This window comes from Stenotrophomonas rhizophila, assembly GCF_003751305.1.
GTDB classification, from domain to species: Bacteria; Pseudomonadota; Gammaproteobacteria; order Xanthomonadales; family Xanthomonadaceae; genus Stenotrophomonas; species Stenotrophomonas rhizophila_B.
In genome coordinates, this window is the sequence record NZ_RJKV01000001.1 from 1,077,663 (window position 1) to 1,099,200 (window position 21,538).

General features: G+C 65.1%; 21 protein-coding genes. 14 read left to right on the forward strand and 7 right to left on the reverse strand.

Features of this window, described 5'->3' with window-relative positions:
• Window positions 1–5: 5 nt before the first annotated feature.
• The 4 genes from EDF74_RS05035 to ykgO all read right to left on the reverse strand — a co-directional run bounded on the left by EDF74_RS05035 (window position 6) and on the right by ykgO (window position 2,950).
• Entirely contained in the window at window positions 6–893 is an 888-nt protein-coding gene (locus tag EDF74_RS05035; protein ID WP_121042130.1) for a carbon-nitrogen hydrolase, read from the reverse strand.
• Window positions 894–1,235: 342 nt separating this feature from the next.
• A complete protein-coding gene (locus EDF74_RS05040; RefSeq protein ID WP_121042132.1) occupies window positions 1,236–2,270 on the reverse strand; it encodes an agmatine deiminase family protein in 1,035 nt (344 codons plus the stop codon).
• 46 nt (window positions 2,271–2,316) lie between these two features.
• Window positions 2,317–2,643, reverse strand: coding sequence for a hypothetical protein (locus EDF74_RS05045; RefSeq protein WP_123729053.1), 327 nt, complete (start codon window positions 2,641–2,643; stop codon window positions 2,317–2,319).
• A 181-nt stretch (window positions 2,644–2,824) separates the two neighbouring features.
• Entirely contained in the window at window positions 2,825–2,950 is a 126-nt protein-coding gene (ykgO, locus tag EDF74_RS05050; RefSeq protein ID WP_057628212.1) for a type B 50S ribosomal protein L36, read from the reverse strand.
• A gap of 194 nt (window positions 2,951–3,144) precedes the next feature.
• Between ykgO and cmk the strand changes: the two genes are divergently transcribed.
• From cmk to galU, 8 genes are all read left to right on the forward strand, one after another.
• Complete coding sequence (gene cmk / locus EDF74_RS05055; protein ID WP_046273768.1) at window positions 3,145–3,825, forward strand: (d)CMP kinase; 681 nt, start codon at window positions 3,145–3,147, stop codon at window positions 3,823–3,825.
• A 193-nt stretch (window positions 3,826–4,018) separates the two neighbouring features.
• Entirely contained in the window at window positions 4,019–5,704 is a 1,686-nt protein-coding gene (rpsA, locus tag EDF74_RS05060; protein WP_121042136.1) for a 30S ribosomal protein S1, read from the forward strand.
• Between the two features lie 87 nt (window positions 5,705–5,791).
• Window positions 5,792–6,097, forward strand: coding sequence for an integration host factor subunit beta (locus tag EDF74_RS05065; protein WP_019183098.1), 306 nt, complete (start codon window positions 5,792–5,794; stop codon window positions 6,095–6,097).
• 103 nt (window positions 6,098–6,200) lie between these two features.
• Entirely contained in the window at window positions 6,201–6,485 is a 285-nt protein-coding gene (locus EDF74_RS05070) for a LapA family protein (RefSeq protein ID WP_123729054.1), read from the forward strand.
• Between the two features lie 6 nt (window positions 6,486–6,491).
• Complete coding sequence (gene lapB, locus EDF74_RS05075; protein WP_123729055.1) at window positions 6,492–7,670, forward strand: lipopolysaccharide assembly protein LapB; 1,179 nt, start codon at window positions 6,492–6,494, stop codon at window positions 7,668–7,670.
• A gap of 3 nt (window positions 7,671–7,673) precedes the next feature.
• On the forward strand, window positions 7,674–8,648 hold the full coding sequence (locus EDF74_RS05080) for an MraY family glycosyltransferase (RefSeq protein WP_123729056.1): 975 nt from the start codon (window positions 7,674–7,676) through the stop codon (window positions 8,646–8,648).
• A gap of 16 nt (window positions 8,649–8,664) precedes the next feature.
• The gene (locus EDF74_RS05085) at window positions 8,665–10,572 is read left to right on the forward strand and encodes a polysaccharide biosynthesis protein (RefSeq protein ID WP_184997066.1); all 1,908 of its coding nucleotides are present in this window, start codon (window positions 8,665–8,667) and stop codon (window positions 10,570–10,572) included.
• On the forward strand, window positions 10,572–11,453 hold the full coding sequence (gene galU, locus EDF74_RS05090) for a UTP--glucose-1-phosphate uridylyltransferase GalU (protein WP_123729057.1): 882 nt from the start codon (window positions 10,572–10,574) through the stop codon (window positions 11,451–11,453). The genes EDF74_RS05085 and galU overlap by 1 nt, the downstream gene beginning before the upstream one ends.
• 251 nt (window positions 11,454–11,704) lie before the next feature.
• Here the strand turns inward: galU and EDF74_RS05095 are convergent, their stop codons facing one another.
• The 3 genes from EDF74_RS05095 to EDF74_RS05105 are packed head-to-tail and all read right to left on the reverse strand — an operon-like array spanning window position 11,705 to window position 16,014.
• On the reverse strand, window positions 11,705–12,913 hold the full coding sequence (locus tag EDF74_RS05095; protein WP_121042146.1) for an acetyl-CoA C-acyltransferase: 1,209 nt from the start codon (window positions 12,911–12,913) through the stop codon (window positions 11,705–11,707).
• A 22-nt stretch (window positions 12,914–12,935) separates the two neighbouring features.
• Complete coding sequence (locus EDF74_RS05100; protein ID WP_123729058.1) at window positions 12,936–15,308, reverse strand: 3-hydroxyacyl-CoA dehydrogenase/enoyl-CoA hydratase family protein; 2,373 nt, start codon at window positions 15,306–15,308, stop codon at window positions 12,936–12,938.
• A gap of 43 nt (window positions 15,309–15,351) precedes the next feature.
• A complete protein-coding gene (locus tag EDF74_RS05105; protein WP_123729059.1) occupies window positions 15,352–16,014 on the reverse strand; it encodes a TetR/AcrR family transcriptional regulator in 663 nt (220 codons plus the stop codon).
• 321 nt (window positions 16,015–16,335) lie between these two features.
• Between EDF74_RS05105 and ndk the strand changes: the two genes are divergently transcribed.
• From ndk to bamB, 6 genes are read left to right on the forward strand one after another with little or no spacing between them, the layout of a single operon-like run.
• Window positions 16,336–16,761, forward strand: coding sequence for a nucleoside-diphosphate kinase (gene ndk, locus EDF74_RS05110; RefSeq protein ID WP_008265389.1), 426 nt, complete (start codon window positions 16,336–16,338; stop codon window positions 16,759–16,761).
• A 10-nt stretch (window positions 16,762–16,771) separates the two neighbouring features.
• A complete protein-coding gene (rlmN, locus tag EDF74_RS05115; protein ID WP_123729060.1) occupies window positions 16,772–17,977 on the forward strand; it encodes a 23S rRNA (adenine(2503)-C(2))-methyltransferase RlmN in 1,206 nt (401 codons plus the stop codon).
• Complete coding sequence (pilW, locus tag EDF74_RS05120; RefSeq protein ID WP_123729061.1) at window positions 17,964–18,761, forward strand: type IV pilus biogenesis/stability protein PilW; 798 nt, start codon at window positions 17,964–17,966, stop codon at window positions 18,759–18,761. Before rlmN ends, pilW begins: the two co-directional genes overlap by 14 nt.
• Window positions 18,762–18,767: 6 nt before the next feature.
• Window positions 18,768–19,631 (forward strand): helix-turn-helix domain-containing protein, encoded by an 864-nt coding sequence (locus tag EDF74_RS05125; protein ID WP_123729062.1) that lies wholly within the window; start codon window positions 18,768–18,770, stop codon window positions 19,629–19,631.
• A gap of 59 nt (window positions 19,632–19,690) precedes the next feature.
• Window positions 19,691–20,329, forward strand: a complete 639-nt coding sequence (locus EDF74_RS05130) for a YfgM family protein (protein WP_123729063.1) — start codon at window positions 19,691–19,693, stop codon at window positions 20,327–20,329.
• Window positions 20,329–21,537, forward strand: a complete 1,209-nt coding sequence (gene bamB / locus EDF74_RS05135) for an outer membrane protein assembly factor BamB (protein ID WP_123729064.1) — start codon at window positions 20,329–20,331, stop codon at window positions 21,535–21,537. The genes EDF74_RS05130 and bamB overlap by 1 nt, the downstream gene beginning before the upstream one ends.
• Window position 21,538: the final 1 nt, after the last annotated feature.

Consider the following 21,538-nt stretch of genomic DNA (forward strand, 5'->3'; position numbering starts at 1 on the left):
GTCGGTCAGTCGATGTAGCGCTTGAGCAGATCGCCGTATGCATCGATGCGGCGGTCACGCAGGAACGGCCAGATGCGGCGGACGTGTTCGCTGCGCTGAAGGTCGACATCGCAGACCAGCACGGTCGGCTCGCCACCGGCTTCGGCGATGAACTCGCCCTGCGGGCCCAGCACGTGGCTGTTGCCCCAGAACTGGATGCCCGAGGCTCCCATCGGCGAGGCCTCATGGCCGACGCGGTTGCAGCTGAGCACCGGTACGCCGTTGGCCACCGCATGGCCGCGGTGACTGAGCACCCACGCATCACGCTGGCGGCCCTGTTCGTCGCGCTGGTCGTCCGGATCCCAGCCGATCGCGGTGGGGTAGAGCAGCAGCTCGGCACCGGCCAGCGCCATCAGGCGCGCCGCTTCCGGGTACCACTGGTCCCAGCACACGAGCACGCCGAGGCGACCCACGGAGGTATCGATCGGGGTGAAGCCCAGATCGCCCGGGGTGAAGTAGAACTTCTCATAGAAGCCCGGATCATCCGGGATGTGCATCTTGCGGTACTTGCCGAGCAGGGTGCCGTCTTTCTCGAAGACCACCGCGGTGTTGTGGTACAGCCCGGCAGCGCGACGCTCGAACAGCGACCCGACGATCACCACGCCATGCTTCTTGGCCAGCGCGCCCAGGCGCTCCGTGCTCGGGCCGGGGATCGGCTCGGCCAGATCGAATTCATCCACTGACTCGTGCTGGCAGAAGTACGCACCGTTGTGCAGTTCCTGCAGCAGGATCAGCTTGGCACCCTGCGCGGCCGCTTCAGCCACGCGCGCTTCGATGACGGCCAGATTGGCCTCGGCATCGCCGTGGTTGCGCTCCTGGATCAGGGCGACGGAAAGGGTGTGGCGTGAGCTCATCCGGAGACGGTCCTGCAAGGGGAAAAACGCAGTTTATCGCGGATGGGTGCACGCAGCGTGCTGGCTGCTAAATGGGCAACACCCGCACCGGTAGTGCCGGCCGCTGGCCGGCTCCGCAGGATGATCAGGGCATCAGAGGTCAGGTCACGCGCATCGGCGTGGCCTGTCGCTCTTCCGTTGGCCGCCAGTGCACTGTCGAAGGGATGGCGGGGGCGGAGGTGCGGGACCGTCAGGGCGCCATGGATGGCGCCCACGAGCCCCCAGGGATGGGTTTACGGCGCGTCCCGCACCTCCGCCCCCGCCAGCCCAGCCTCCGCAGCCTTGAGGCCACGTGCTTGGCTGTCAGGCCAGCAACCCCGCCGGCAGCTGCATCGTGATGCAGTGCAGGCTGCCGTTCTGCCAGATCAGCGAACGGCACGGCACCGGCACGATCTCGCGGTCCGGATAGGCCTGGGCCAACACCGCACGCGCAGCCTCGTCCGCCGCATCGCCATAGGCCGGCATCAGCACTGCGCCGTTGAGGATCAGGTAGTTCGCATACGAAGCAGCCAGGCGGCGGCCTTCGTCAATCACCGGCTGCGCCCACGGCAGCGGGAACAGGCGGTACGGCTGGCCGTCGGTGGTACGCAGCGCCGCCAGCTCGGCACCCATCGCCTGTAGTTCGGCGTAGTGCGAATCGCCGGCATCGTCGCAGGCCTGGTAGACGATGCTGTCGGTCGAGGCGAAGCGGGCCAGGGTATCGATGTGGGCGTCGGTATCGTCGCCTTCCAGATAACCATGATCCAGCCACAGCACACGGTCCTGAGCCAGCCACGTGGCCAGGTCGGCGCTGAGCGATTCGCGGCTGCGGTCCGGATGACGCTCGTGCAGGCACTGCCAGGTGGTCAGCAGGGTGCCGGCGCCGTCGGTCTCGATGCCGCCGCCTTCCAGCGCGAACGGAATGCTCTGCAGTTCGGCGTTTGCGAAGGTGCCGGCCGCGTGCAGCACGCCCACCAGCTGATCATCCAGGCTGGCGTCGAACTTGCCGCCCCAGCCGGTGAAGCGGAAGTCCAGCAGGCGGAAGCCGCCATCGGCACGCTTGAGCGTGATCGGGCCGGAGTCGCGCAGCCAGGTGTCGTCGTACTGGGCGGTCACGAACCGCACGCGGTCCGTGTCGATCCGGTTCGAACGCAGGCGCGCATCGGCGTACGCCTCCAGGTCGTCGTCGGCGACGATGATCACCACCGGCTGGAAGCGGGTGATGGCCGCGACGAGCGCGATGTAGGTGTCCTCGACGTCACCCAGGCGGTCGGCCCAGTCGGTGTCGGCGTGGGGCCAGGCGATCAGGATGGCGGACTGGGATTCCCATTCGGCCGGAAAGCGGAGCGTGTCGTTCATGATCTCGATGCGATGGCCCGCCGGCTGGCGGGCAAAGGGAAAGGGGTCAGCGGATCGGTGGTTTCGGTCCGATCTCGTTGGCGTCGGCGCGGTTGGCCACCACGTCGATCACCTTCTGCTTTTCGAAGTAGACGGTGAACTGCGGGTAGACCCAGCGGTTGATCGTCGGCCATTGGCGCTTCTGCCCGCCGCGCGGTTCCAGACGTTCGCCCGGGTCGCCGAACTGGGCCTGGACCTGCTGCATGCTCTGGCCGCGGACGGGCAGGGCGACAGCGGGCTTTTCACGGCTGCGGTCAATCAGCAGCGTGTCGGCGTGGGCACTGGAAACGGCCAGTACGGCCAGCAACGGCAAGGTGGTCAGGTAACGCTTCATCTCGATCTACTCCCCAGTGGTCAAGAATGCGGAAGGCCCCAGGGTCACAGGTCTGATGACCGACGGCCGTGGGCTACCCGGCGATTACAACAAAAATGGCAGCAAAAAGCCGCCCGTAGGCGGCTTCTTGTTCATCACCCGGCCCGGTGAGGGGCCGGTGGCGGCCGTGAGGCCGGCCGGCTCAGCGCTGGCGAGCCTTGAAGCGCGGGTTCGACTTGCAGATCACGAAGATCTTGCCGCGGCGACGGACGACCTTGCAGTCGCGGTGACGGGTCTTGGCCGACTTCAGGGAAGACAGGACTTTCATTGCATACCTCGGCGTAAACGTTGGATTCGGTTGGAGCGCGGCCGCGATATGCAGATGACAATCGGCAGGTGACGCCCGTTCAAGCCCGCCATTCTACCGGGCTTTTTCCCATCCTTTCAAGTGGTTGGGCCAAAAAAGTCTCAAGCCGCCCCGGGCAGGGGCTAGAATGGGCGGTCACATCTACCGGGAAACCCATGAATCAGCTTCCATCCGTGCTCACCATCGACGGTCCTTCCGGGGCCGGCAAAGGCACTGTCAGCCGCATTGTCGCACGCCGCCTGGGCTGGCATTACCTGGATTCGGGCGCCCTGTACCGGGCGGTGGGCGTGGCCGCCAGCTGGGCTGATATCGATACTTCCGACGCCTCGGCGCTGGTGCGCTGCACCTTCGACACCCACGTGCGCTTCGTGGAATCGGCCGATGGCGGGCTGCGGGTGCTGGTCAACGAGACCGATGCCACCGACGAGCTGCGCCTGGAGACCACCGGGGCGCTGGCCTCGGCCATTGCCGCCATCCCGGAGGTCCGGGCGGCGCTGAAAGAGCGCCAACGCGCATTCAGGATGGAGCCGGGCCTGGTCGCCGACGGACGGGACATGGGCACGGTCATCTTCCCGGACGCCCCATTCAAGGTGTTTTTGACCGCCAGCGCCGAGGAACGGGCCGAACGGCGGCATAAGCAGTTGAAAGACAAGGGTGTTTCGGTTAACTTTGACGACCTCCTGCGCGAGATCATGGCCCGCGACGCCCGTGATGCACAGCGCACAGTGGCGCCCCTGAAGCCGGCAGACGATGCCGTCGTCATCGACACCAGTGGTATTGGCATCGACGCTGTCGTTGCCAAGGTATTGGATCTGCTTCCGGTTTCGGGTGCCTGATCCGTTGTAAAGGAGGCCGTCAATCCATCGACGGTGTCGCACCATCGCAAGGCAACAAAAGCTCCGTCCCGCAATGATGCGTGGCGGTTTTCCTACTTAACACACGACCTGCGTTTCCGGGGTCGACCAACAGGCGGGCAGTAAGCGGTTCCCTTCGGGGGCCAATGCCCATGTGTCCAACAGAGTAAATCTAATGACCGAATCATTTGCAGAGCTGTTCGAAGCCAGTCAGGCCAATCTGGCCAAGCTGAAGCCGGGCTCGATCGTCAGCGGTGTCGTTGTTGAAGTCCGCGGCGATGTCGTGGTGATCAACGCCGGCCTGAAGTCCGAAGGCATCGTGCCGATCGAACAGTTCCGTAACGACGCTGGCGAGATCGATGTCGCTGAAGGCGACGTCGTCAAGGTTGCCCTCGATTCCATCGAGAACGGCTTCGGTGAAACCGTTCTGTCGCGTGAGAAAGCCAAGCGCGCGATGGTGTGGGACGAGCTGGAAGAAGCGTTGGAAAAGAACGAAACCATCACCGGCCGCATCAGCGGCAAGGTCAAGGGTGGTTTCACCGTGGACATCAAGGATGTCCGCGCGTTCCTGCCCGGTTCGCTGGTGGATGTGCGCCCGGTGCGCGACCCGGCCTACCTGGAAGGCAAGGAGCTGGAATTCAAGCTCATCAAGCTGGACCGCAAGCGTAACAACGTCGTTGTGTCCCGTCGTGCAGTCGTCGAAAGCGAGCATTCGGAAGAGCGCGAGCAGCTGATGGACAAGCTGCAGGAAGGCGCGATCCTGAAGGGTGTCGTCAAGAACCTGACCGATTACGGCGCATTCGTGGACCTGGGCGGTATCGACGGCCTGCTGCACATCACCGACATGGCCTGGAAGCGCGTGCGCCATCCGTCCGAAGTCGTGAACGTCGGCGACGAGCTGGACGTCCGCGTGCTGAAGTTCGACCGCGAGCGCAACCGCGTTTCGCTGGGTCTGAAGCAGCTGGGTGAAGATCCGTGGGACAACATCGCCCGTCGTTACCCGGCCAACAGCCGCGTCTTCGGCAAGGTCTCCAACGTCACCGATTACGGCGCATTCGTCGAGATCGAGCCGGGCGTCGAAGGTCTGGTGCACGTGTCCGAAATGGATTGGACCAACAAGAACGTCAACCCGTCCAAGGTTGTGCAGGTCGGTGACGAAGTTGAAGTCATGGTCCTGGACGTCGACGAGGAGCGTCGCCGCATCTCGCTGGGCATGAAGCAGGTTGCCGCCAATCCGTGGGAAACCTTCGCTGCCATCCACAAGAAGGGCGACAAGGTATCGGGCCAGATCAAGTCGATCACCGACTTCGGCATCTTCATCGGCCTGGACGGCGGTATCGATGGCCTGGTGCACCTGTCCGACATCAGCTGGAACACCACCGGCGAAGACGTGGTCCGCAACTACAAGAAGGGCGACAACCTGGACGCAGTGGTCCTGGCCGTCGATCCGGAGCGCGAGCGCATCAGCCTGGGCGTCAAGCAGCTGGAGCAGGATCCGTTCGGTCAGTACATGGCTGCCAACCCGAAGGGTTCCAAGGTCGAAGGCGTGGTCAAGGAAGTGGACGCCAAGGGCGCTACCATCGAACTGGCTGACGGCATCGAAGGCTACGTGGCCGCTCGCGACGTTGCGAACGAGCGCGTGGACGACGCGACCCAGTTCCTGAAGGTCGGCGACAAGGTTGAAGCCAAGTTCGTGGGCATGGATCGCAAGGGTCGTACCCTGCAGCTGTCGATCAAGGCCAAGGACGATGCGGAAATGCGCGAAGTGCTGGAGGAATACCAGTCCTCTTCGGCTTCGAGCGGCACCACCCAGCTCGGCGCGCTGCTGCGTGCACAGCTGAACGGCAACAAGTCCGAGTAATCGGTCTGTCGCTGTCGTAGTTTCCTGGGCGGCCCGGACATCAGTCCGGGCCGTTTCAGGGTCTGAGTTCCTCCCCAAGAGCCCGTAATGACCAAATCCGAGCTGATCGAAATCCTGGCGCGCCGACAGGCGCATTTGAAGTCGGACGATGTCGATCTGGCCGTGAAGTCGTTGCTGGAAATGATGGGTGGGGCGCTGGCCGGCGGGGATCGCATCGAGATCCGCGGGTTCGGCAGTTTTTCGTTGCACTACCGGCCTGCACGGCTGGGGCGCAATCCCAAGACCGGGGAATCGGTCGCATTGCCGGGCAAGCATGTCCCGCACTTCAAGCCGGGCAAGGAACTGCGTGAGCGCGTCAGCGCCGTGGTGCCGCTGGAAAGCGATCCTGCCTGAGTGTCCATCCGCCAAGGGGCGGATGCGTGATTTCCATGGAGTCGGCTGGTAGAGCGGAGTGTTAGTCCGCTACTCTTGAGCCCTACGGAACTGGAGCTGCTGCATGAACATCGTACGTCTGCTGATCCTGCTGGCGGTTCTGGTCGTGGGTCTGATCATCGGCGCCCTCAACTCGCAACCGATCATCATCAGCCTGGGCTTCACCCAGATCAATTCCACCACCGGCGTGGCGATCATCATCGCCTTGTTGTCCGGTGCGCTCATCGGCGGCGGCCTCGTGCTTGCCAGCATGGTGATCCCGCTGTACGCCAAACTGCGCCGCGCGCAGAAAGCCGCGCCTGCCGTGGTCGTGGCACCCCCTTCTTCTTCTACATTCGACGGACGCTGAGCGCCGATGGAATTTGTCTCCGAGTGGTTCTGGTTCTTCCTGTTCCTGCCCCTGGCCGCGCTGTCCGGTTGGGTGATCGGGCGTCGCGGCGGTCAACGCCATGGCGACAACCAGGTCAGTCATCTGTCCAGCACGTATTTCCGTGGCCTGAACTATCTGCTCAATGAGCAGCCGGACAAGGCGATCGAGCTGTTCCTGCACATCGCCGAGCTGGACAAGGAAACCTTCGAAACCCAGGTCGCGCTGGGCCATCTGTTCCGTCGCCGCGGTGAGGTCGATCGCGCGATCCGCCTGCACCAGGGCCTGGTCAACCGCGCCGATCTCACCGATCAGCAGCGCGTCCAGGCACTGCTGGCGCTGGGCGAGGACTACATGAAGTCCGGCCTGCTCGATCGCGCCGAAACCGTGTTCACCGAGCTGGCGCAGATCGATCAGCGCGCCCCGCAGGCGCTCAAGCACCTGATCGGCATCTACCAGGCCGAACGCGATTGGGAAAAGGCGATCGACAACGCCAGTCGCTTCGAAGAAGTCACCGGCGAGCCGATGGGCAAGCTGATCGGGCAGTTCGAATGCGAGCTGGCCGAGCGTTACCGCGGTGCCGGCAAGATCGACGAAGCGCGCGCCGCAATCGCGCGTGCCTACCAGGCAGATGCGATGTCGGTGCGTGCCGGCATCATCGAGGGGCGCCTGGAGAACGACGCCGGCAATGCCGAAGCGGCCGTGCGTGCCTACGAGCGTGCCGCGCGCAACGATCCCGAGTACCTGCCCGAAGTGCTGCAGTCGCTGATGCAGAACTACCGCAAGGTTGGTGACCTCGGTGGCGCGCGCGCGTTCCTGTCGGAGATGACCGAGCACTATCGCGGCATTGCCCCGGTACTGGCCTTGACCCAGTTGATGGAAGAACAGGAGGGCGTCGCTCCGGCACGCGCCTACCTCGGCCGTCAGCTCAAGGACCGCCCGTCGGTGCGTGGCGAATCGGCGCTGATCGACCTGACCCTGGCCGAAGGCGCGGATTCCACCGCGACCCTGCACGACCTCAAGCACATCACCGACCAGTTGCTGGTCCGCAACCCGGCCTACCGCTGCACCCGCTGTGGCTTCGGCGCGCGTACGCATCACTGGCAGTGCCCGAGCTGCAAGGAATGGGGCACCGTCAAGCCGCTGCTCAACTACGCGGTACTCTGACCCATGATGGTCGCCTGGATGGCGGGGCTGCTGGCAGTGCTGGCGGTATCGGCAGGGCTCACCTGGGGCGCACGCGCCTATGCGCTGCGTCGCAACCTGCTGGATGAGCCCGGCGAGCGCCGCAGCCACGGGGTGGCGACGCCCCGCGGCGGCGGCATCGCGATCGTGCTGACCCTGCTGCTGACGTGCGTGGTGGCCGCGGTCATCTGGCCCAAGGCAGGGATCACCCTGGCGGTATTCGCGCTGGGGCTGGTGCTGGTCGCGGGCATCGGTTGGTGGGACGACCATCGGCCGCTTCCAGCGATTCGCCGTCTGCTGGTCCATGTCCTGGCATCCGCGTTGCTGGCGGGCTTGGTCTGGCATGCCACGGGCAATGCCTGGCAGGCGCTGCTGGCACTGCTGTTCGCAACCTCGTTGATCAACATCTGGAACTTCATGGATGGGATCAACGGAATTGCCACCACCCAGGCGATCCTGGCCGGCATTGCGTTCGCCATGGTGCTGCCGCCTCCCTACGGGCTGGCCGGTGTGGTGCTGGGGCTGGCCTGTCTGGGCTTCCTGCCGTTCAACTACCCGCAGGCACGCATCTTCATGGGTGACGTGGGGAGCGGGGCGCTGGGCTATGCCATCGCGGCCCTGGTGTGTCTGGTCAGCGTGCGCACCGATGTCCACTGGTTGCTGCTTCTGGTGCCGCTTTCGGCGTTTCTTGTGGACGCGGGCTTCACATTGCTTTCGCGCATCCTGTCCGGACAGCGCTGGATGGAACCCCACACGCAGCATCTCTATCAGCGCGCGGTGAAAGGTGGCGCAAGCCACACTTTCGTCACCGCGGTGTATCTTGTTTTTGGAATATTCAGTGCGGCAGTGTTTAATGCATGCACGAATTTGCAGCCGAGGTGGGAGGCTGCCGTGGCCGTCGCGTGGTTGATCTTCGCGACCGGCCTTTGGCTGCTCCTGCGCAAGGGAATGCGCAACTAGAAGGATTACGCTGTTTATGACGCCTTGGCAGGACCGAATCACCGGCTTGATGCCGCGAGCGGCCATCGTCGCCCACGACCTGTTCATGGTCTGGGCGTGCTGGCAGCTCCTGCACGCCGGACGCTACTCGATGCTGGCCGATGCGCCGGCGTTGCCGCTCTGGAACATCGATACCTCGCTGGTCCTGGTCATCCAGGCCGTGGTGTTCTGGCGGGTCGGCCTGTATCGCGGCCTCTGGCGCTTTGCCAGCGTCGCCGATCTGCTCAACATCTTCAAAGCCAGTTTCATCGGCCTGCTCGCCATCGTGGTGGCCTTGGCGTACAAGCGCTTCGAAGGCGTGCCGATGTCGGTGCTGGTCATCTACCCGTTCGCGCTGTCGGCGCTGCTGGGCGCGCCGCGCCTGCTGTACCGCGCGTGGAAGGACTACCAGGCACTGCAATCGGACGTGACCGCCCGCCGCGTGCTGATCCTCGGTGCCGGCCAGGCGGCCGAAGCCCTGGTCCGCGATCTGCGCCGTTCCGGTGACTTCGAGCCAGTTGGCCTGCTTGACGACGCCCCGCACCTGCAGGGCGCCAAGCTGCAGGGGCTGCCGATTCTCGGCACGCTGGAAGATGCGCCTGCCGTGGTCCGTGAGACCGCCGCCAAACTTCTGGTGATTGCCATTCCGTCGCTGGATGCCGTCGGCATGCAGCGGGTGGTGGCCATCTGCGAAAGCACCGGCGTGCCGTTCCGCATGGTGCCCAAGCTCAACGACATCCTGCTCGGCCATTCGCTCCCGGGCGAACTCAAAGAGGTGGCGATCGAAGATCTGCTCGGTCGCAAGCCGATCCTGCCGGACTGGGCGCTGATCCGCGGTTGGCTGGGCGGGCGTACCGTGCTCGTCACTGGCGCCGGCGGTTCGATCGGTTCGGAACTGTGCCGCCAGTGTGCCCGTCATGGGGCAGGGCGCATCGTGCTGGTCGAAATGAGCGAACTGCTGCTGCTGACCATCGAGGCCGAACTGCAGCGCAGCTTCCCGGATCTGGAAGTGGAAGCGGTGCTCGGCGACTGCGGCGACCCTGCGGTGATCCGTCATGCGCTGTCGCTGTCGCGCGTGGACTCGGTCTTCCATGCCGCCGCCTACAAGCAGGTGCCGGTGCTGGAGCGCCAGCTGCGTGAAGCGGTGCGCAACAACATCCTCTCCACCGAGACTGTCGCCCGCGCCTGTGTCGAGGCGAAGATCGAGCACTTCGTCTTCATCTCCACCGACAAGGCGGTCGATCCGGTCAATGCACTGGGCGCCAGCAAGCGCTACGCGGAGATGATCTGCCAGAGCCTGGACCAGAAGACCAGCCACACCCGTTTCGTGACCGTGCGCTTCGGCAACGTGCTGGCCTCGGCTGGCAGCGTCGTGCCGGTGTTCCGCGAGCAGATCCTCAAGGGTGGCCCGGTCACCGTGACCGACCCGGAAGTGACCCGTTACTTCATGACGATCCCCGAGGCCTGCCAGTTGATCCTGCAGGCGGCCGCCTCGGCCTCGCACGGTGCCATCTACACGCTGGACATGGGCGAGCCGGTGCCGATCCGCGTGCTGGCCGAGCAGATGATCCGCCTGGCCGGCAAGCAGCCGTACAAGGACATCGCGATCGTCTATACGGGCCTGCGCCCGGGCGAGAAGCTGCACGAGACGCTGTTCTATTCGGATGAGGACTATCGCCCGACCGCGCATCCCAAGATTCTGGAAGCCGGCGTGCGTACCTTCGCCCGCGAGCAGGTGCTGGCCAATGTGCCGAAACTGCGTGAGGCGATCGCCACCTACGACACCGATGCGATCAACAGCATCCTGTTCTCGACCATGCCGGAGTTCTCGCCGCTGCAACAGGACGATCACGTCAGCTCTGCTAAAGTTCTCGCCTTTCCGGCGCGTGAGGCCAACAGGTTCTGATGAGCAAGCGTATTCGCAAGGCGGTATTTCCTGTCGCAGGGTTGGGAACGCGATTCCTTCCCGCCACCAAGACCGTTCCGAAGGAAATGCTGCCGATCATTGATCGGCCGCTGATCCAGTACGCCGTTGATGAGGCGATCGAAGCGGGCTGCGACACCCTGATCTTCATCACCAACCGCTACAAGCATGCCGTTGCCGATTACTTCGATAAGGCCTACGAGCTGGAACAGAAGCTCGAGCGCGCCGGCAAGACGGAACAGCTTGAGCTGGTTCGCCACGTCCTGCCCAATGGCGTTCGCGCGGTGTTCGTGACGCAGGCCGAAGCACTGGGCCTGGGCCATGCGGTGCTGTGCGCCAAAGCCATTGTCGGTGACGAGCCGTTTGCCGTGCTGCTGCCGGACGATCTGATCTGGAACCGTGGCAACGGTGCCTTGAAGCAGATGGCCGACGCCAACGAAGCCACCGGCGCCAGCATCATCGCGGTCGAAGATGTGCCGCATGACAAGACCGGCAGCTACGGCATCGTGGCCACCGAGGCTTTCGACGGCCGCCAGGGCAAGATCAGCGCCATCGTCGAGAAGCCCAAGCCGGAAGATGCCCCGAGCGATCTGGCGGTGGTCGGTCGCTACGTGCTGAGCCCGAAGATCTTCGAGCTGCTCGAAGCGACCGGGACCGGTGCAGGCGGCGAGATCCAGCTGACCGATGCGATCGCCGAGCTGCTCAAGAGCGAACGCGTGGACGCGTTCCGCTTCGAAGGACGTCGTTTCGACTGCGGTACCCATCTGGGTCTGGTCGAAGCCACGATCCGCTTCGCGCTCGACAACGAGAAGCTGGCGGGTCCGGCACGCGAAGTGCTGCGGAAGATGCTGGCCGAAGGCTGAGGACGGGCGGCCGCCGCGCGATGCAGCGGTGGTAGTGCCGGCCGCTGGCCGGCTCCTCAAGCAGCCAGGGTAGTGCCGGCCGCTGGCCGGCTCCCGACAGAACAGAAAAGGGCAGCCGTGAGGCTGCCCTTTTCGTTTCCCGCCGTGCACCGACCAACGGTCGGTGCCTACGTGTTGCATTGGTGCCACCGGTTGCACCGGTGATACCCGCTGCATCGGTGCCGGCCCGAGGGCCGGCACCGATCAGTGGCTTACAGCGATTCGAAGATACCCGCCGCGCCCATGCCGGTGCCGATGCACATGGTCACCATGCCGTACTTCTGCTGGCGGCGGCGCAGGCCGTGCAGCAGGGTGGCGGTACGGATAGCGCCGGTGGCACCCAGCGGATGGCCCAAGGCGATCGCGCCGCCCAGCGGGTTGACCTTGGACGGGTCCAGGCCGCAATCGCGGATGACGGCCAGCGACTGCGCGGCAAAGGCCTCGTTGAGCTCGATCCAGTCCAGCTGGTCCTGGGTCAGGCCGGCCTGCTTGAGTGCCTTCGGGATCGCAGCGATCGGGCCGATGCCCATCACTTCCGGGCGCACACCGGCGACCGAGAAGCTGACGAAGCGGGCCAGCGGGGTCAGGCCGTAATCCTTGATCGCCTGCTCGGAGGCCAGCAGCACCGCACCGGCACCATCGCTCATCTGCGAGGAATTGCCGGCAGTAACCGTGCCACCGAACTGACCATTGCGGAACACCGGGCGGAGCTTGGCCAGGCCTTCAGCGGACGAATCCAGGCGCGGGCCTTCGTCGGTATCCACGATCTTGTCGCGGGTGATGATGCGGCGGCCGTCGGCCAGGTCCGGCTGGCGGGTGCGCACGTCGTACGGGCTGATCTCGTCCTTGAACTCGCCGTTCTGGATCGCGGCGATGGCCTTCTGGTGCGAGGCGAGGGCGAAGGCGTCCTGCTCCTCACGCGAGACCTTCCATTCTTCGGCGACCTTCTCGGCGGTGATGCCCATGCCGTAGGCAATGGCGACGTGGTCGTTGTCGAACACGCTCGGCGCCATCGCGATCTTGTTGCCCATCATCGGCACCATCGACATCGACTCGGTACCACCGGCCAGCATCAGGTCCGAATTGCCCAGACGGATCTGGTCGGCGGCCATGGCCACGGCCTGCAGGCCGGAGGAGCAGAAGCGATTGACGGTCTGCGCGGCGATGGTGTCCGGCAGGCCGGCCAGCAGCACGCCGATGCGCGCCACGTTCATGCCCTGCTCGGCTTCCGGCATCGCGCAGCCGATGATCGCGTCATCGATGCGGTTGAGGTCGATGCCAGGCGCCTGTGCGACCACGGAGCGGAGCACATGGGCCAGCATGTCGTCGGGACGGGTATTGCGGAACACGCCCTTGGGCGCCTTGCCCACCGGGGTGCGGGTGGCGGCGACGATGTAGGCGTCCTGGATTTGCTTGGTCATTGCAGTGATCTCTCTAAAAGGGTCAGTTACGCAGCGGCTTGCCGGTCTTGAGCATGTGCGCGATGCGGGCCTGGGTCTTTTCCTGCTGGGCCAGTTCGACGAAGTGCTTGCGCTCCAGCGTCAGCAGCCACTCTTCGTCCACCAGCGTGCCGCGATCCACTTCGCCGCCGCACAGCACGGTGGCGATGCGCACGGCGATCTCGTAGTCGTACGGGCTGATGAAGCGTCCTTCCAGCATGTTGACCAGCATCATCTTGAACGTGGCGATGCCGACGTCACCGGCGACCTGGATGCGGCGGGCCGGCATCGGCGGACGGTAGCCGCCTTCGGCCAGCGCCAGCACTTCGGCCTTGGCGATGTGCAGCGTCTCGAAGCTGTTGAACACGACCTTGTCGGTCGCGCGCATCAGGCCCAGTTCCTTGGCGTTGACCGCGGAGTTGGAGACCTTGGCCATCGCGACGGTTTCGAAGGTCTTCTTGAGCTCGGCGAACACGTCACCGCCGGGGCCTGCGGCCTGCGAGGCGCGCACGGCCAGTTCCTTCAGGCCACCACCGGCCGGCAGCAGACCGACGCCGGCTTCGACCAGACCGATGTAGCTTTCCAGCGCGGCCACGCTCTTGGCACTGTGCATCTGGAACTCACAGCCACCCCCCAGGGCCAGGCCGCGCACGGCGGTCACCACCGGCACCAGCGAATACTTGATCGCCTGGCTGGTGCGCTGGAAGTTGTGCACCATCTCTTCGAACTGGTCGACCTTGCCGGCCTGCAGCAGGCCGAGCGCACCGGCCAGATCGGCACCGGCGGAGAAGGGCTCCTTCTGCTGCCAGATCACCAGGCCCTTGTAGTCCTGCTCGGCGCGCTTGATCGCTTCCTGCAGGCCGTTGAGCACGTGGTCGGACACGGTGTTCATCTTGGTCTTGAAGCTGACCACCGCGATGCCGTCGCCGTCGTGCCACATGCGCACGCCGTCGTTCTCGAACACCGTTTCGCCCGGGCTGAAGGTCTCGCCCAGCAGCGGATCCGGGAAGCGCTGGCGCTGGTACACCGGCAGCGCCGAACGCGGCAGCTTGGCGTTGCGCGACGGGCTGTAGCTGCCTTCGGCGGCGTGCACGCCGTCGCGGCCATCAAACACCCAGTCCGGCAGCGGGGCATTGCTCATGCTCTTGCCGGCGACGATGTCATCGGCGATCCACTGGGCGACCTGCTTCCAGCCGGCAGCCTGCCAGGTTTCGAACGGGCCCAGCGACCAGCCGTACCCCCAGCGGATGGCCAGATCCACGTCGCGCGCGGTCTCGGCGATGTCGGCCAGGTGGTAGGCGCTGTAATGGAACAGATCGCGGAAGGTCGCCCACAGGAACTGCGCCTGGGGGTGCTGGCTCTCGCGCAGCTTGGCGAACTTCTCGGCCGGGTTCTTGATCTTGAGGATCTCGACCACTTCCGGCGCGGCGGCGCGGTCGGCGGGGCGGTAATCCTGCTTGTCCAGGTCCAGCACCATGATGTCCTTGCCGACCTTGCGGAAGATGCCGGCACCGGTCTTCTGGCCCAGCGCGCCCTTGGAAATCAGCGCGTCCAGCCACGTCGGCGAGGTGAAGAATTCATGCCACGGATCGTTGGGCAGGGTGTCGCCCATCGTCTTGATCACGTGCGCCATGGTGTCCAGGCCGACCACGTCGGAGGTGCGGTAGGTCGCCGACTTCGGGCGGCCGACCAGCGGGCCGGTCAGGCCGTCGACTTCATCGAAGCCCAGGCCGAAGGCCTGCGTGTGGTGGATGGTGGACAGGATCGAGAACACGCCGATGCGGTTGCCGATGAAGTTCGGGGTGTCCTTGGCGTACACCACGCCCTTGCCCAGCGTGGTGACCAGGAACGCTTCCAGGCCTTCCAGCACGGCGGCATCGGTGGTGGTGGCCGGGATCAGCTCGGCCAAGTGCATGTAGCGCGGCGGATTGAAGAAGTGCACGCCGCAGAAGCGGTGGCGCAGCTGCTCCGGCAGCACGTCGGCGAGCTTGTTGATGCCCAGGCCCGAGGTGTTGGAGGCCAGCACGGCGTGATCGGCCACGAACGGGGCGATCTTCTTGTACAGGTCCTGCTTCCAGTCCATCCGTTCGGCGATGGCTTCGATGATCAGGTCGCAGTCCTTCAACTGCTCCAGGCCGGTCTCATAGTTGGCCGGCGTGATCGCCTCGGCGTAGGACTTGCTGGCGAGCGGGGCAGGGCTGAGCTTGCCCAGATTGGCGATGGCTTTGAGCACGATGCCATCGGCCGGACCTTCCTTGGCGGGCAGGTCGAACAGCACCGTGTCGACGCCGGCGTTGGTCAGGTGGGCGGCGATCTGGGCACCCATGACGCCGGCACCCAGCACGGCGGCACGGCGGACTAGCAGGGAATTGGACATGTCGATAAGCCTTTGTTGTCTGGAAGCCGGTCAGCGCCCGGCTCTACGGGGTGGAAAGGGAGGTCGTCGAAGCGCTCGAGGCCGCGCTGGCGCGGAATCCGGCTTCGGCGAAATGAATCAGTTCCTGGGCGGCATGGGCACGATGCGCCGCTTCGGTGACACCGGCGGGTCGCTTGATCAGGCCGAAGTCGGCCATCGCGTAGGTCAGCGAGCCGGCGAGGAAATCCAGGCGCCAGTACAGCTCTTCCTTGCTCAGCCCCGGCACGCAGGCGGAGATCGCCTTGCCGAAGTCGCGCAGGACGTGGCCGTAATGGTCGGAAAGGAACTTGCGCAGGTTGTCGTTCTTTTCGGCGTAGGCGCGGGCGATGACCCGCACGAACGCGCCGCCGGTCTGGCGGTCCTGGGCCATCGCCAGGGCCGGTTCGACGAAGGCGGCCAGCACCGGGCGCAGTTCACCGGGATGCTCGCGGCGGGCGGCCTCCAGCTGGGCGAGGCGGGCCGAGGTCATTTCATCCATCCGGCGGCGGAAGACCTCGTTGACCAGGTTCTCCTTGGAGCCGAAGTGGTAATTGACCGCGGCGATGTTCACATCGGCCTGGCTGGTGACCTGGCGCAGCGAGGTGCCCGCGAACCCGTGCAGGGCGAACAGTTCCTCGGCAGCGCCGAGGATGCGGTCCTTGGTGGAGAAGTGGGCAGGTTTGGCCATGGGGCAGGGCAGTTCAATCAAACGATTGTTTGATATTAGACCTGCGGCTGCGCCACCGCATTGTGCGGCGCAGCAGAAATGGGGGTTCGTTCATCCGCCGTCCCGGTAGTGCCGGCCGCTGGCCGGCCACCACGCCATTGCCTGAACAGGCCGATCACCCGCGGCACACAGGGCGTTGCCGGCCAGCGGCCGGCACTACCGTACGGCGGGGTTACACGTTAGAATTGGCGCACGTATATCAGGCTAAGCCCGCGTTTTGACGCGGGTTTTTTTCATGTTAACCTCGGGCCGATCAAGTGGCCCGCCCAACGGAGTATTCCCATGGCGCTGGAGCGCACCCTTTCCATCATCAAGCCGGACGCCGTCGCCAAGAACGTCATCGGTGAAATCTACGCCCGCTTCGAAAAGGCCGGCCTGAAGGTCGTCGCCGCCAAGTACAAGCAGCTGTCGCGTCGCGAAGCCGAAGGCTTCTACGCCGTGCACCGCGAGCGTCCGTTCTTCAACGCGCTGGTCGAGTTCATGATCTCCGGCCCGGTGATGATCCAGGCCCTGGAAGGCGAGAACGCCGTGCTGGCCCACCGCGACCTGCTGGGCGCCACCAACCCGAAGGAAGCCGCCGCAGGCACCATCCGCGCCGACTTCGCTGAATCCATCGATGCCAATGCCGCCCACGGCTCGGACTCGGTTGAGAATGCCGCGATCGAAATCGCCTACTTCTTCGCCGCGACTGAAGTCGTCTCGCGCTGAGAGTGATGCCGTGAACGAGGTCGTACAGCCAACCGCCATCCCATCCGTGCTCGTGTCGAGCCCGGTTGTGGCCAAGCAGAACCTGCTCGACCTCGATCGCGAGGGTCTGGAGCGCTTCTTCGCCGAGACACTCGGCGAAGCGCGCTACCGTGCCCATCAGGTGATGAAGTGGATCCACCATCACTACGTCACCGATTTCGATGACATGACCGACCTCGGCAAGGCGCTGCGCGCCAAGCTCAAGCAGCATGCCGAGGTGCTGGTCCCGAACATCGTGTTCGACAAACCCTCCACCGACGGCACCCACAAGTGGCTGCTGGCGATGGGGACCGATGGCAAGAACGCCATCGAAGCGGTCTATATCCCGGACAAGAACCGCGGCACGCTGTGCGTGTCCTCGCAGGTCGGCTGCGCGCTGAACTGCACGTTCTGTTCGACCGCCACCCAGGGCTTCAACCGCAACCTGTCCACCGCCGAGATCATCGGCCAGGTGTGGGTCGCGGCGCGCCATCTGGGCAACATCCCGCACAAGCAGCGTCGTCTCACCAACGTGGTGATGATGGGCATGGGCGAGCCGTTGATGAATTTCGACAACGTCGTGCGCGCCATGAGCGTGATGCGCGACGATCTGGGCTACGGCCTGGCCAACAAGCGCGTGACGCTGTCCACCTCCGGCCTGGTGCCGCAGATCGACCGCCTCTCCACCGAGAGCGACGTGTCGCTGGCGGTGTCGCTGCATGCGCCCAACGATGCACTGCGCGAGACCCTGGTCCCGCTCAACAAGAAGTACCCGATCGTCGAGCTGATGGCCTCGTGCGCACGCTATCTGCGCGCCAACAAGCGCCGCGAATCGGTGACCTTCGAATACACCCTGATGAAGGGGATCAACGACCAGCCCGAGCACGCCCGCCAGCTGGCGCGGCTGATGCGCCAGTTCGACAACGCCGTGCAGGCCTCGAACTCGGGCAAGGTCAACCTGATTCCGTTCAACCCGTTCCCCGGCACGCGCTATGAGCGCTCCGGCGAAACGGAGATCCGCGCCTTCCAGAAGATCCTGCTCGATGCGAAGGTGCTGACGATGGTGCGGCGTACCCGCGGCGACGATATCGATGCCGCCTGTGGCCAGCTCAAGGGCCAGGTCATGGATCGCACACGCCGCCAGGCCGAGTTCAACAAAACGCTGCAGGACGGGAAAGACCGGAATGCCGCTGCCTGATCGCCGATTGCCAGCCGTTGTCTTCTTCGCGCTGGCATTGGCCGGCTGTGGCAAACAAGGTGTCAAACCACCGTCAGGTCCGCTCGAGGTCGCGCCGACCTACGAGGCCCGTGACAACCCCGAGATCCGCAAGCGCGTGAACTACCAGGACCAGATGGTCCTGGCCGGCGAGTCGATGCGCGCCGGCGCACTGGACGCCGCCGAGAAGCGGGTCCGCGCGGCCACGAAGATCGACGCGCGACGTCCTGAGGCATACATGATGCTGGCGGCCATTGCCACGCAGCGTGGCAACGAGGCCGGTGCCGGCCCGCTGTATGCCAAGGCCGCCGAGCTGGCCCCGGATCGGGGTGATGTCCTCAATAATTATGGCGCTTGGCTATGTGCTCATGGCCGGCCGGCCGAGTCGCTGGTCTGGTTCGACCGGGCGCTGCAGGCGCCCGGGTACACCACACCGGCGTCCGCGCTGGCCAATGCCGGCGGCTGCGCCCTTGAGGCGGGCCAGTCCGAACGGGCCACGCCGGACCTGCGCCGGGCGCTTGAGATAGATCCCGTCAATGCCTACGCACTGGAGTCGATGGCCCGCAGCGAGTACGCCCAAGGGCGCTATTTCGAGGCCCGCGCCTTTGCGCAACGGCGTCTGGCGGCTGCACCGGCCACACGTTCCGTGTTACAACTTGCCTCTCAAATCGAGGCGCGGCTTGGCGACAACGTGGCATCCGGTCGCTATCTGCAGCGAATTCATGATGAATTTCCGCAGGATGCGGCACCTAATCCCCGGGGTTGAAGCACTGTGATTGATGACCAGACTGTGAACGCTTTTGATACTGCGGCCGGTTGCGGAGCCCGTCTTCGCCAGGCCCGTGAAGCGGCCGGCCTGACCCTGGAAGCGGTGGGGCAGCAGCTGCACATGCCCGTTCAGGTGGTCAAATCGCTGGAAGAAGAGCAGTGGCAGCGCCTTGGCGCGCCGGTCTTCGTCCGCGGCCAGCTACGCAGCTATGCCCGCCTGCTCAAGGTGGACATCGGTGAGATCCTCGAGCAGTCCCACATCGGCCCGATCGTGCCGCCGCAGCTGATCAGCCACACGCACACCCCGCGCGCGCGCCGCATCGCCGAGAGTCTCGGGCGCCGTGTGCTGTATGTCGGTATCACCGCCGTGCTGGCCGTGCCGGTCTGGTTTGCCACCCGCGGCCATTTCGATGGCACCGCCAACACCCCCAATACCGCGTCGCTGGATGTCATCCCGGCGGCGGTACCGGTGGCCGGTGGCGACACGCCACCCGCACCGGCGCCAGCGACGGCCGAAAGCGCCAAGCCTTCGGCACCGTCCGCACCGTATCTGGCGTCGCTGACGCCGGTCCCGCGTCCTGCCGCCGCACCGGCGGCCGTGGGCGGTGGTCTCACCCTGCAGTTCAATGGCGACAGCTGGATCGACATCACCGCGCCGGATGGCACGACGGTCGAGAAGGCATTGCTGAAGTCGGGCGAGACCCGCAGCTTCGCACCGGGGCAGGTGGCCCGCATGGTGCTGGGCAATGCATCGGCGGTCGAGGTTCAGCAGGGCGGCACTATCGTCGACCTTTCGCCGTACCAGCGAGCCAACGTGGCACGCTTTACGGTATCCTCTGACGGCTCCGTGGCCCCAGTTTCGCACTGAGCCGCGTTTCCCCAATCCAATTCAAATAGCTCCTCCTAATGGGCGGGGCGAGAGTACGCATGGCGATCGACGACCTGCTCGACGAGCACGAACAAAGTGAACGCGTCCGCGGCTGGCTGCGGAAGAACGGTGTCAGCATCCTGGCCGGTGTCGCGATCGCGATCGGCGGCATCTGGGGCTGGAAGGAATGGCAGACCCGGCACAGCAACAGCCTGGCCGGCGCCAACGTCCAGTATCAGGTCGTGCTCAAGAGCCTGGAAGACAAGGACCTGGAGCAGGCTGCCAAGGGCGTGAAGGAGCTGGAAAGCGGCAAGGCCAATATCTATGCCGATCTGGCTGCGCTGCAGCTGGCCAAGGCCCAGGTCGATGCCGGCAAGAATGACGACGCGCTGGCGACCCTGCGTGCGATCAAGGCCGACCCCGAATTCAAGCCGGTCATCGAGCAGCGTGTTGCACGCCTGCTGGTGGCTACCGGCAAGACCGAGGATGCGATCAAGCAGCTCGGCACCGCGACCGACAGCACCAGCCTGGAAATCCATGGCGATGCGCTGATGGCGCAGGGCAAGCGTGATGCGGCCCGCGAACAGTATGAGAAGGCGCTCAAGACGCTGGACGTGGCAGCGCCCCAGCGGCGGCTGCTGGAAACCAAGTTGACGGATGCCGGTGGCACCGTCACCGATCCTGCGGAGTCGGTGTAATGAATCAGATGGTCATGATCAAGCGCGTTGCCACGGTTGCCCTGTTGGGCATGGCCCTGACCGGCTGCAGCACGATGAAGGGCTGGTTCGCCGGCAAAGATGCGGCGGCCAAGAAGGCGCTGGAACCGGCCGAACTGGTCAAGTTCGATGCCACCACCAAGGTGGACCGGATCTGGTCGGCCAATGTGGGCAAGGGTGAAAAGCGCATCGGCGTCCGTCAGGGCCCGGTGGTTGCCGATGGCCGCGTCTATGCCGCCGCCATCTACGGTGGCGTGCACGCCATCGACCTGCAGACCGGCAAAAAGGTCTGGACCTACGAGCCGGCCAAGGAAAAGAAGAAGCCGAAGCTGCGCTTGTCCGGTGGCCCGGGCGTGGGTGAAGGCCTGGTCGTCATCGGCACGCTGGACGGTCAGGTCATCGCCCTGAACGCGGCGGACGGCACTGAAAAGTGGCGCGCCAAGGTGCCGGGTGAAGTGATTTCCGCCCCGGCCGTCGGCCAGGGCATGGTGTTCGTGCGCAGCAACGACGGTCGCGTGACCGGCCTGGATGTCGAGAACGGCACCCAGCGCTGGTTCAACCCGCGTGAGTTGCCGGCGCTGACCGTGCGTGGCAATGCCCCGGTCGTGACCGGCCCGGGCGTGCTGTTCATCGGCAACGATGACGGCTCGATCGCCGCGCTGGCCATGCAGGACGGCCGCACGCTGTGGGACCAGATGGTCGGCACCGGCGAAGGCCGCACCGAGCTGGAGCGCATGGCCGACATCGACGGCGCCCCGGTGCTGGAAGGCAACACGCTGTACGTCAGCAGTTTCAAGAACCAGACCATGGCGATCGAAGGCCCGACCGGCCGTCCGCTGTGGGCGCGTGATCATGGTGGCGCCGGTGGCGTGGCCCTGACCTCGAGCAATGTGTTCGTCACCGACAACAAGGGCGGCGTGTTCGGCCTGGACAAGACCAGCGGTTCGGCCATGTGGTCGCAGACGGGCCTGGCCCGTCGTTCGCTGACCGGTCCGGTCATCCACGGCGATTACGTTGTGGTCGGTGATTACAAGGGGTATCTGCACTGGTTGCGGACCGATAACGGTGAGTTCGCGGCGCGCGCCAAGAGTGGCGGCGACGCCCTCCTGGCACAGCCGGTGGTCGCTGATGGGATTCTGCTGGTGCAGAACGTTGATGGAAAGCTGACCGCATTCCGGTTGGCACAATAAG

Excerpts from the sequence above, each read along its gene's own strand:
- cmk (WP_046273768.1), top strand. The coding sequence starts at position 3,145 with ATGAATCAGCTTCCATCCGTGCTCACCATCGACGGTCCTTCCGGGGCC.
- EDF74_RS05080 (WP_123729056.1), top strand. The coding sequence starts at position 7,674 with ATGATGGTCGCCTGGATGGCGGGGCTGCTGGCAGTGCTGGCGGTATCG.
- EDF74_RS05040 (WP_121042132.1), bottom strand. The coding sequence starts at position 2,270 with ATGAACGACACGCTCCGCTTTCCGGCCGAATGGGAATCCCAGTCCGCC.
- ykgO (WP_057628212.1), bottom strand. The coding sequence starts at position 2,950 with ATGAAAGTCCTGTCTTCCCTGAAGTCGGCCAAGACCCGTCACCGCGAC.
- EDF74_RS05105 (WP_123729059.1), bottom strand. The coding sequence starts at position 16,014 with ATGGCCAAACCTGCCCACTTCTCCACCAAGGACCGCATCCTCGGCGCT.
- lapB (WP_123729055.1), top strand. The coding sequence starts at position 6,492 with ATGGAATTTGTCTCCGAGTGGTTCTGGTTCTTCCTGTTCCTGCCCCTG.
- EDF74_RS05095 (WP_121042146.1), bottom strand. The coding sequence starts at position 12,913 with ATGACCAAGCAAATCCAGGACGCCTACATCGTCGCCGCCACCCGCACC.
- EDF74_RS05085 (WP_184997066.1), top strand. The coding sequence starts at position 8,665 with ATGACGCCTTGGCAGGACCGAATCACCGGCTTGATGCCGCGAGCGGCC.
- EDF74_RS05035 (WP_121042130.1), bottom strand. The coding sequence starts at position 893 with ATGAGCTCACGCCACACCCTTTCCGTCGCCCTGATCCAGGAGCGCAAC.
- EDF74_RS05045 (WP_123729053.1), bottom strand. The coding sequence starts at position 2,643 with ATGAAGCGTTACCTGACCACCTTGCCGTTGCTGGCCGTACTGGCCGTT.
- EDF74_RS05130 (WP_123729063.1), top strand. The coding sequence starts at position 19,691 with ATGGCGATCGACGACCTGCTCGACGAGCACGAACAAAGTGAACGCGTC.
- EDF74_RS05100 (WP_123729058.1), bottom strand. The coding sequence starts at position 15,308 with ATGTCCAATTCCCTGCTAGTCCGCCGTGCCGCCGTGCTGGGTGCCGGC.
- EDF74_RS05070 (WP_123729054.1), top strand. The coding sequence starts at position 6,201 with ATGAACATCGTACGTCTGCTGATCCTGCTGGCGGTTCTGGTCGTGGGT.
- pilW (WP_123729061.1), top strand. The coding sequence starts at position 17,964 with ATGCCGCTGCCTGATCGCCGATTGCCAGCCGTTGTCTTCTTCGCGCTG.
- EDF74_RS05065 (WP_019183098.1), top strand. The coding sequence starts at position 5,792 with ATGACCAAATCCGAGCTGATCGAAATCCTGGCGCGCCGACAGGCGCAT.
- rpsA (WP_121042136.1), top strand. The coding sequence starts at position 4,019 with ATGACCGAATCATTTGCAGAGCTGTTCGAAGCCAGTCAGGCCAATCTG.
- bamB (WP_123729064.1), top strand. The coding sequence starts at position 20,329 with ATGAATCAGATGGTCATGATCAAGCGCGTTGCCACGGTTGCCCTGTTG.
- galU (WP_123729057.1), top strand. The coding sequence starts at position 10,572 with ATGAGCAAGCGTATTCGCAAGGCGGTATTTCCTGTCGCAGGGTTGGGA.
- ndk (WP_008265389.1), top strand. The coding sequence starts at position 16,336 with ATGGCGCTGGAGCGCACCCTTTCCATCATCAAGCCGGACGCCGTCGCC.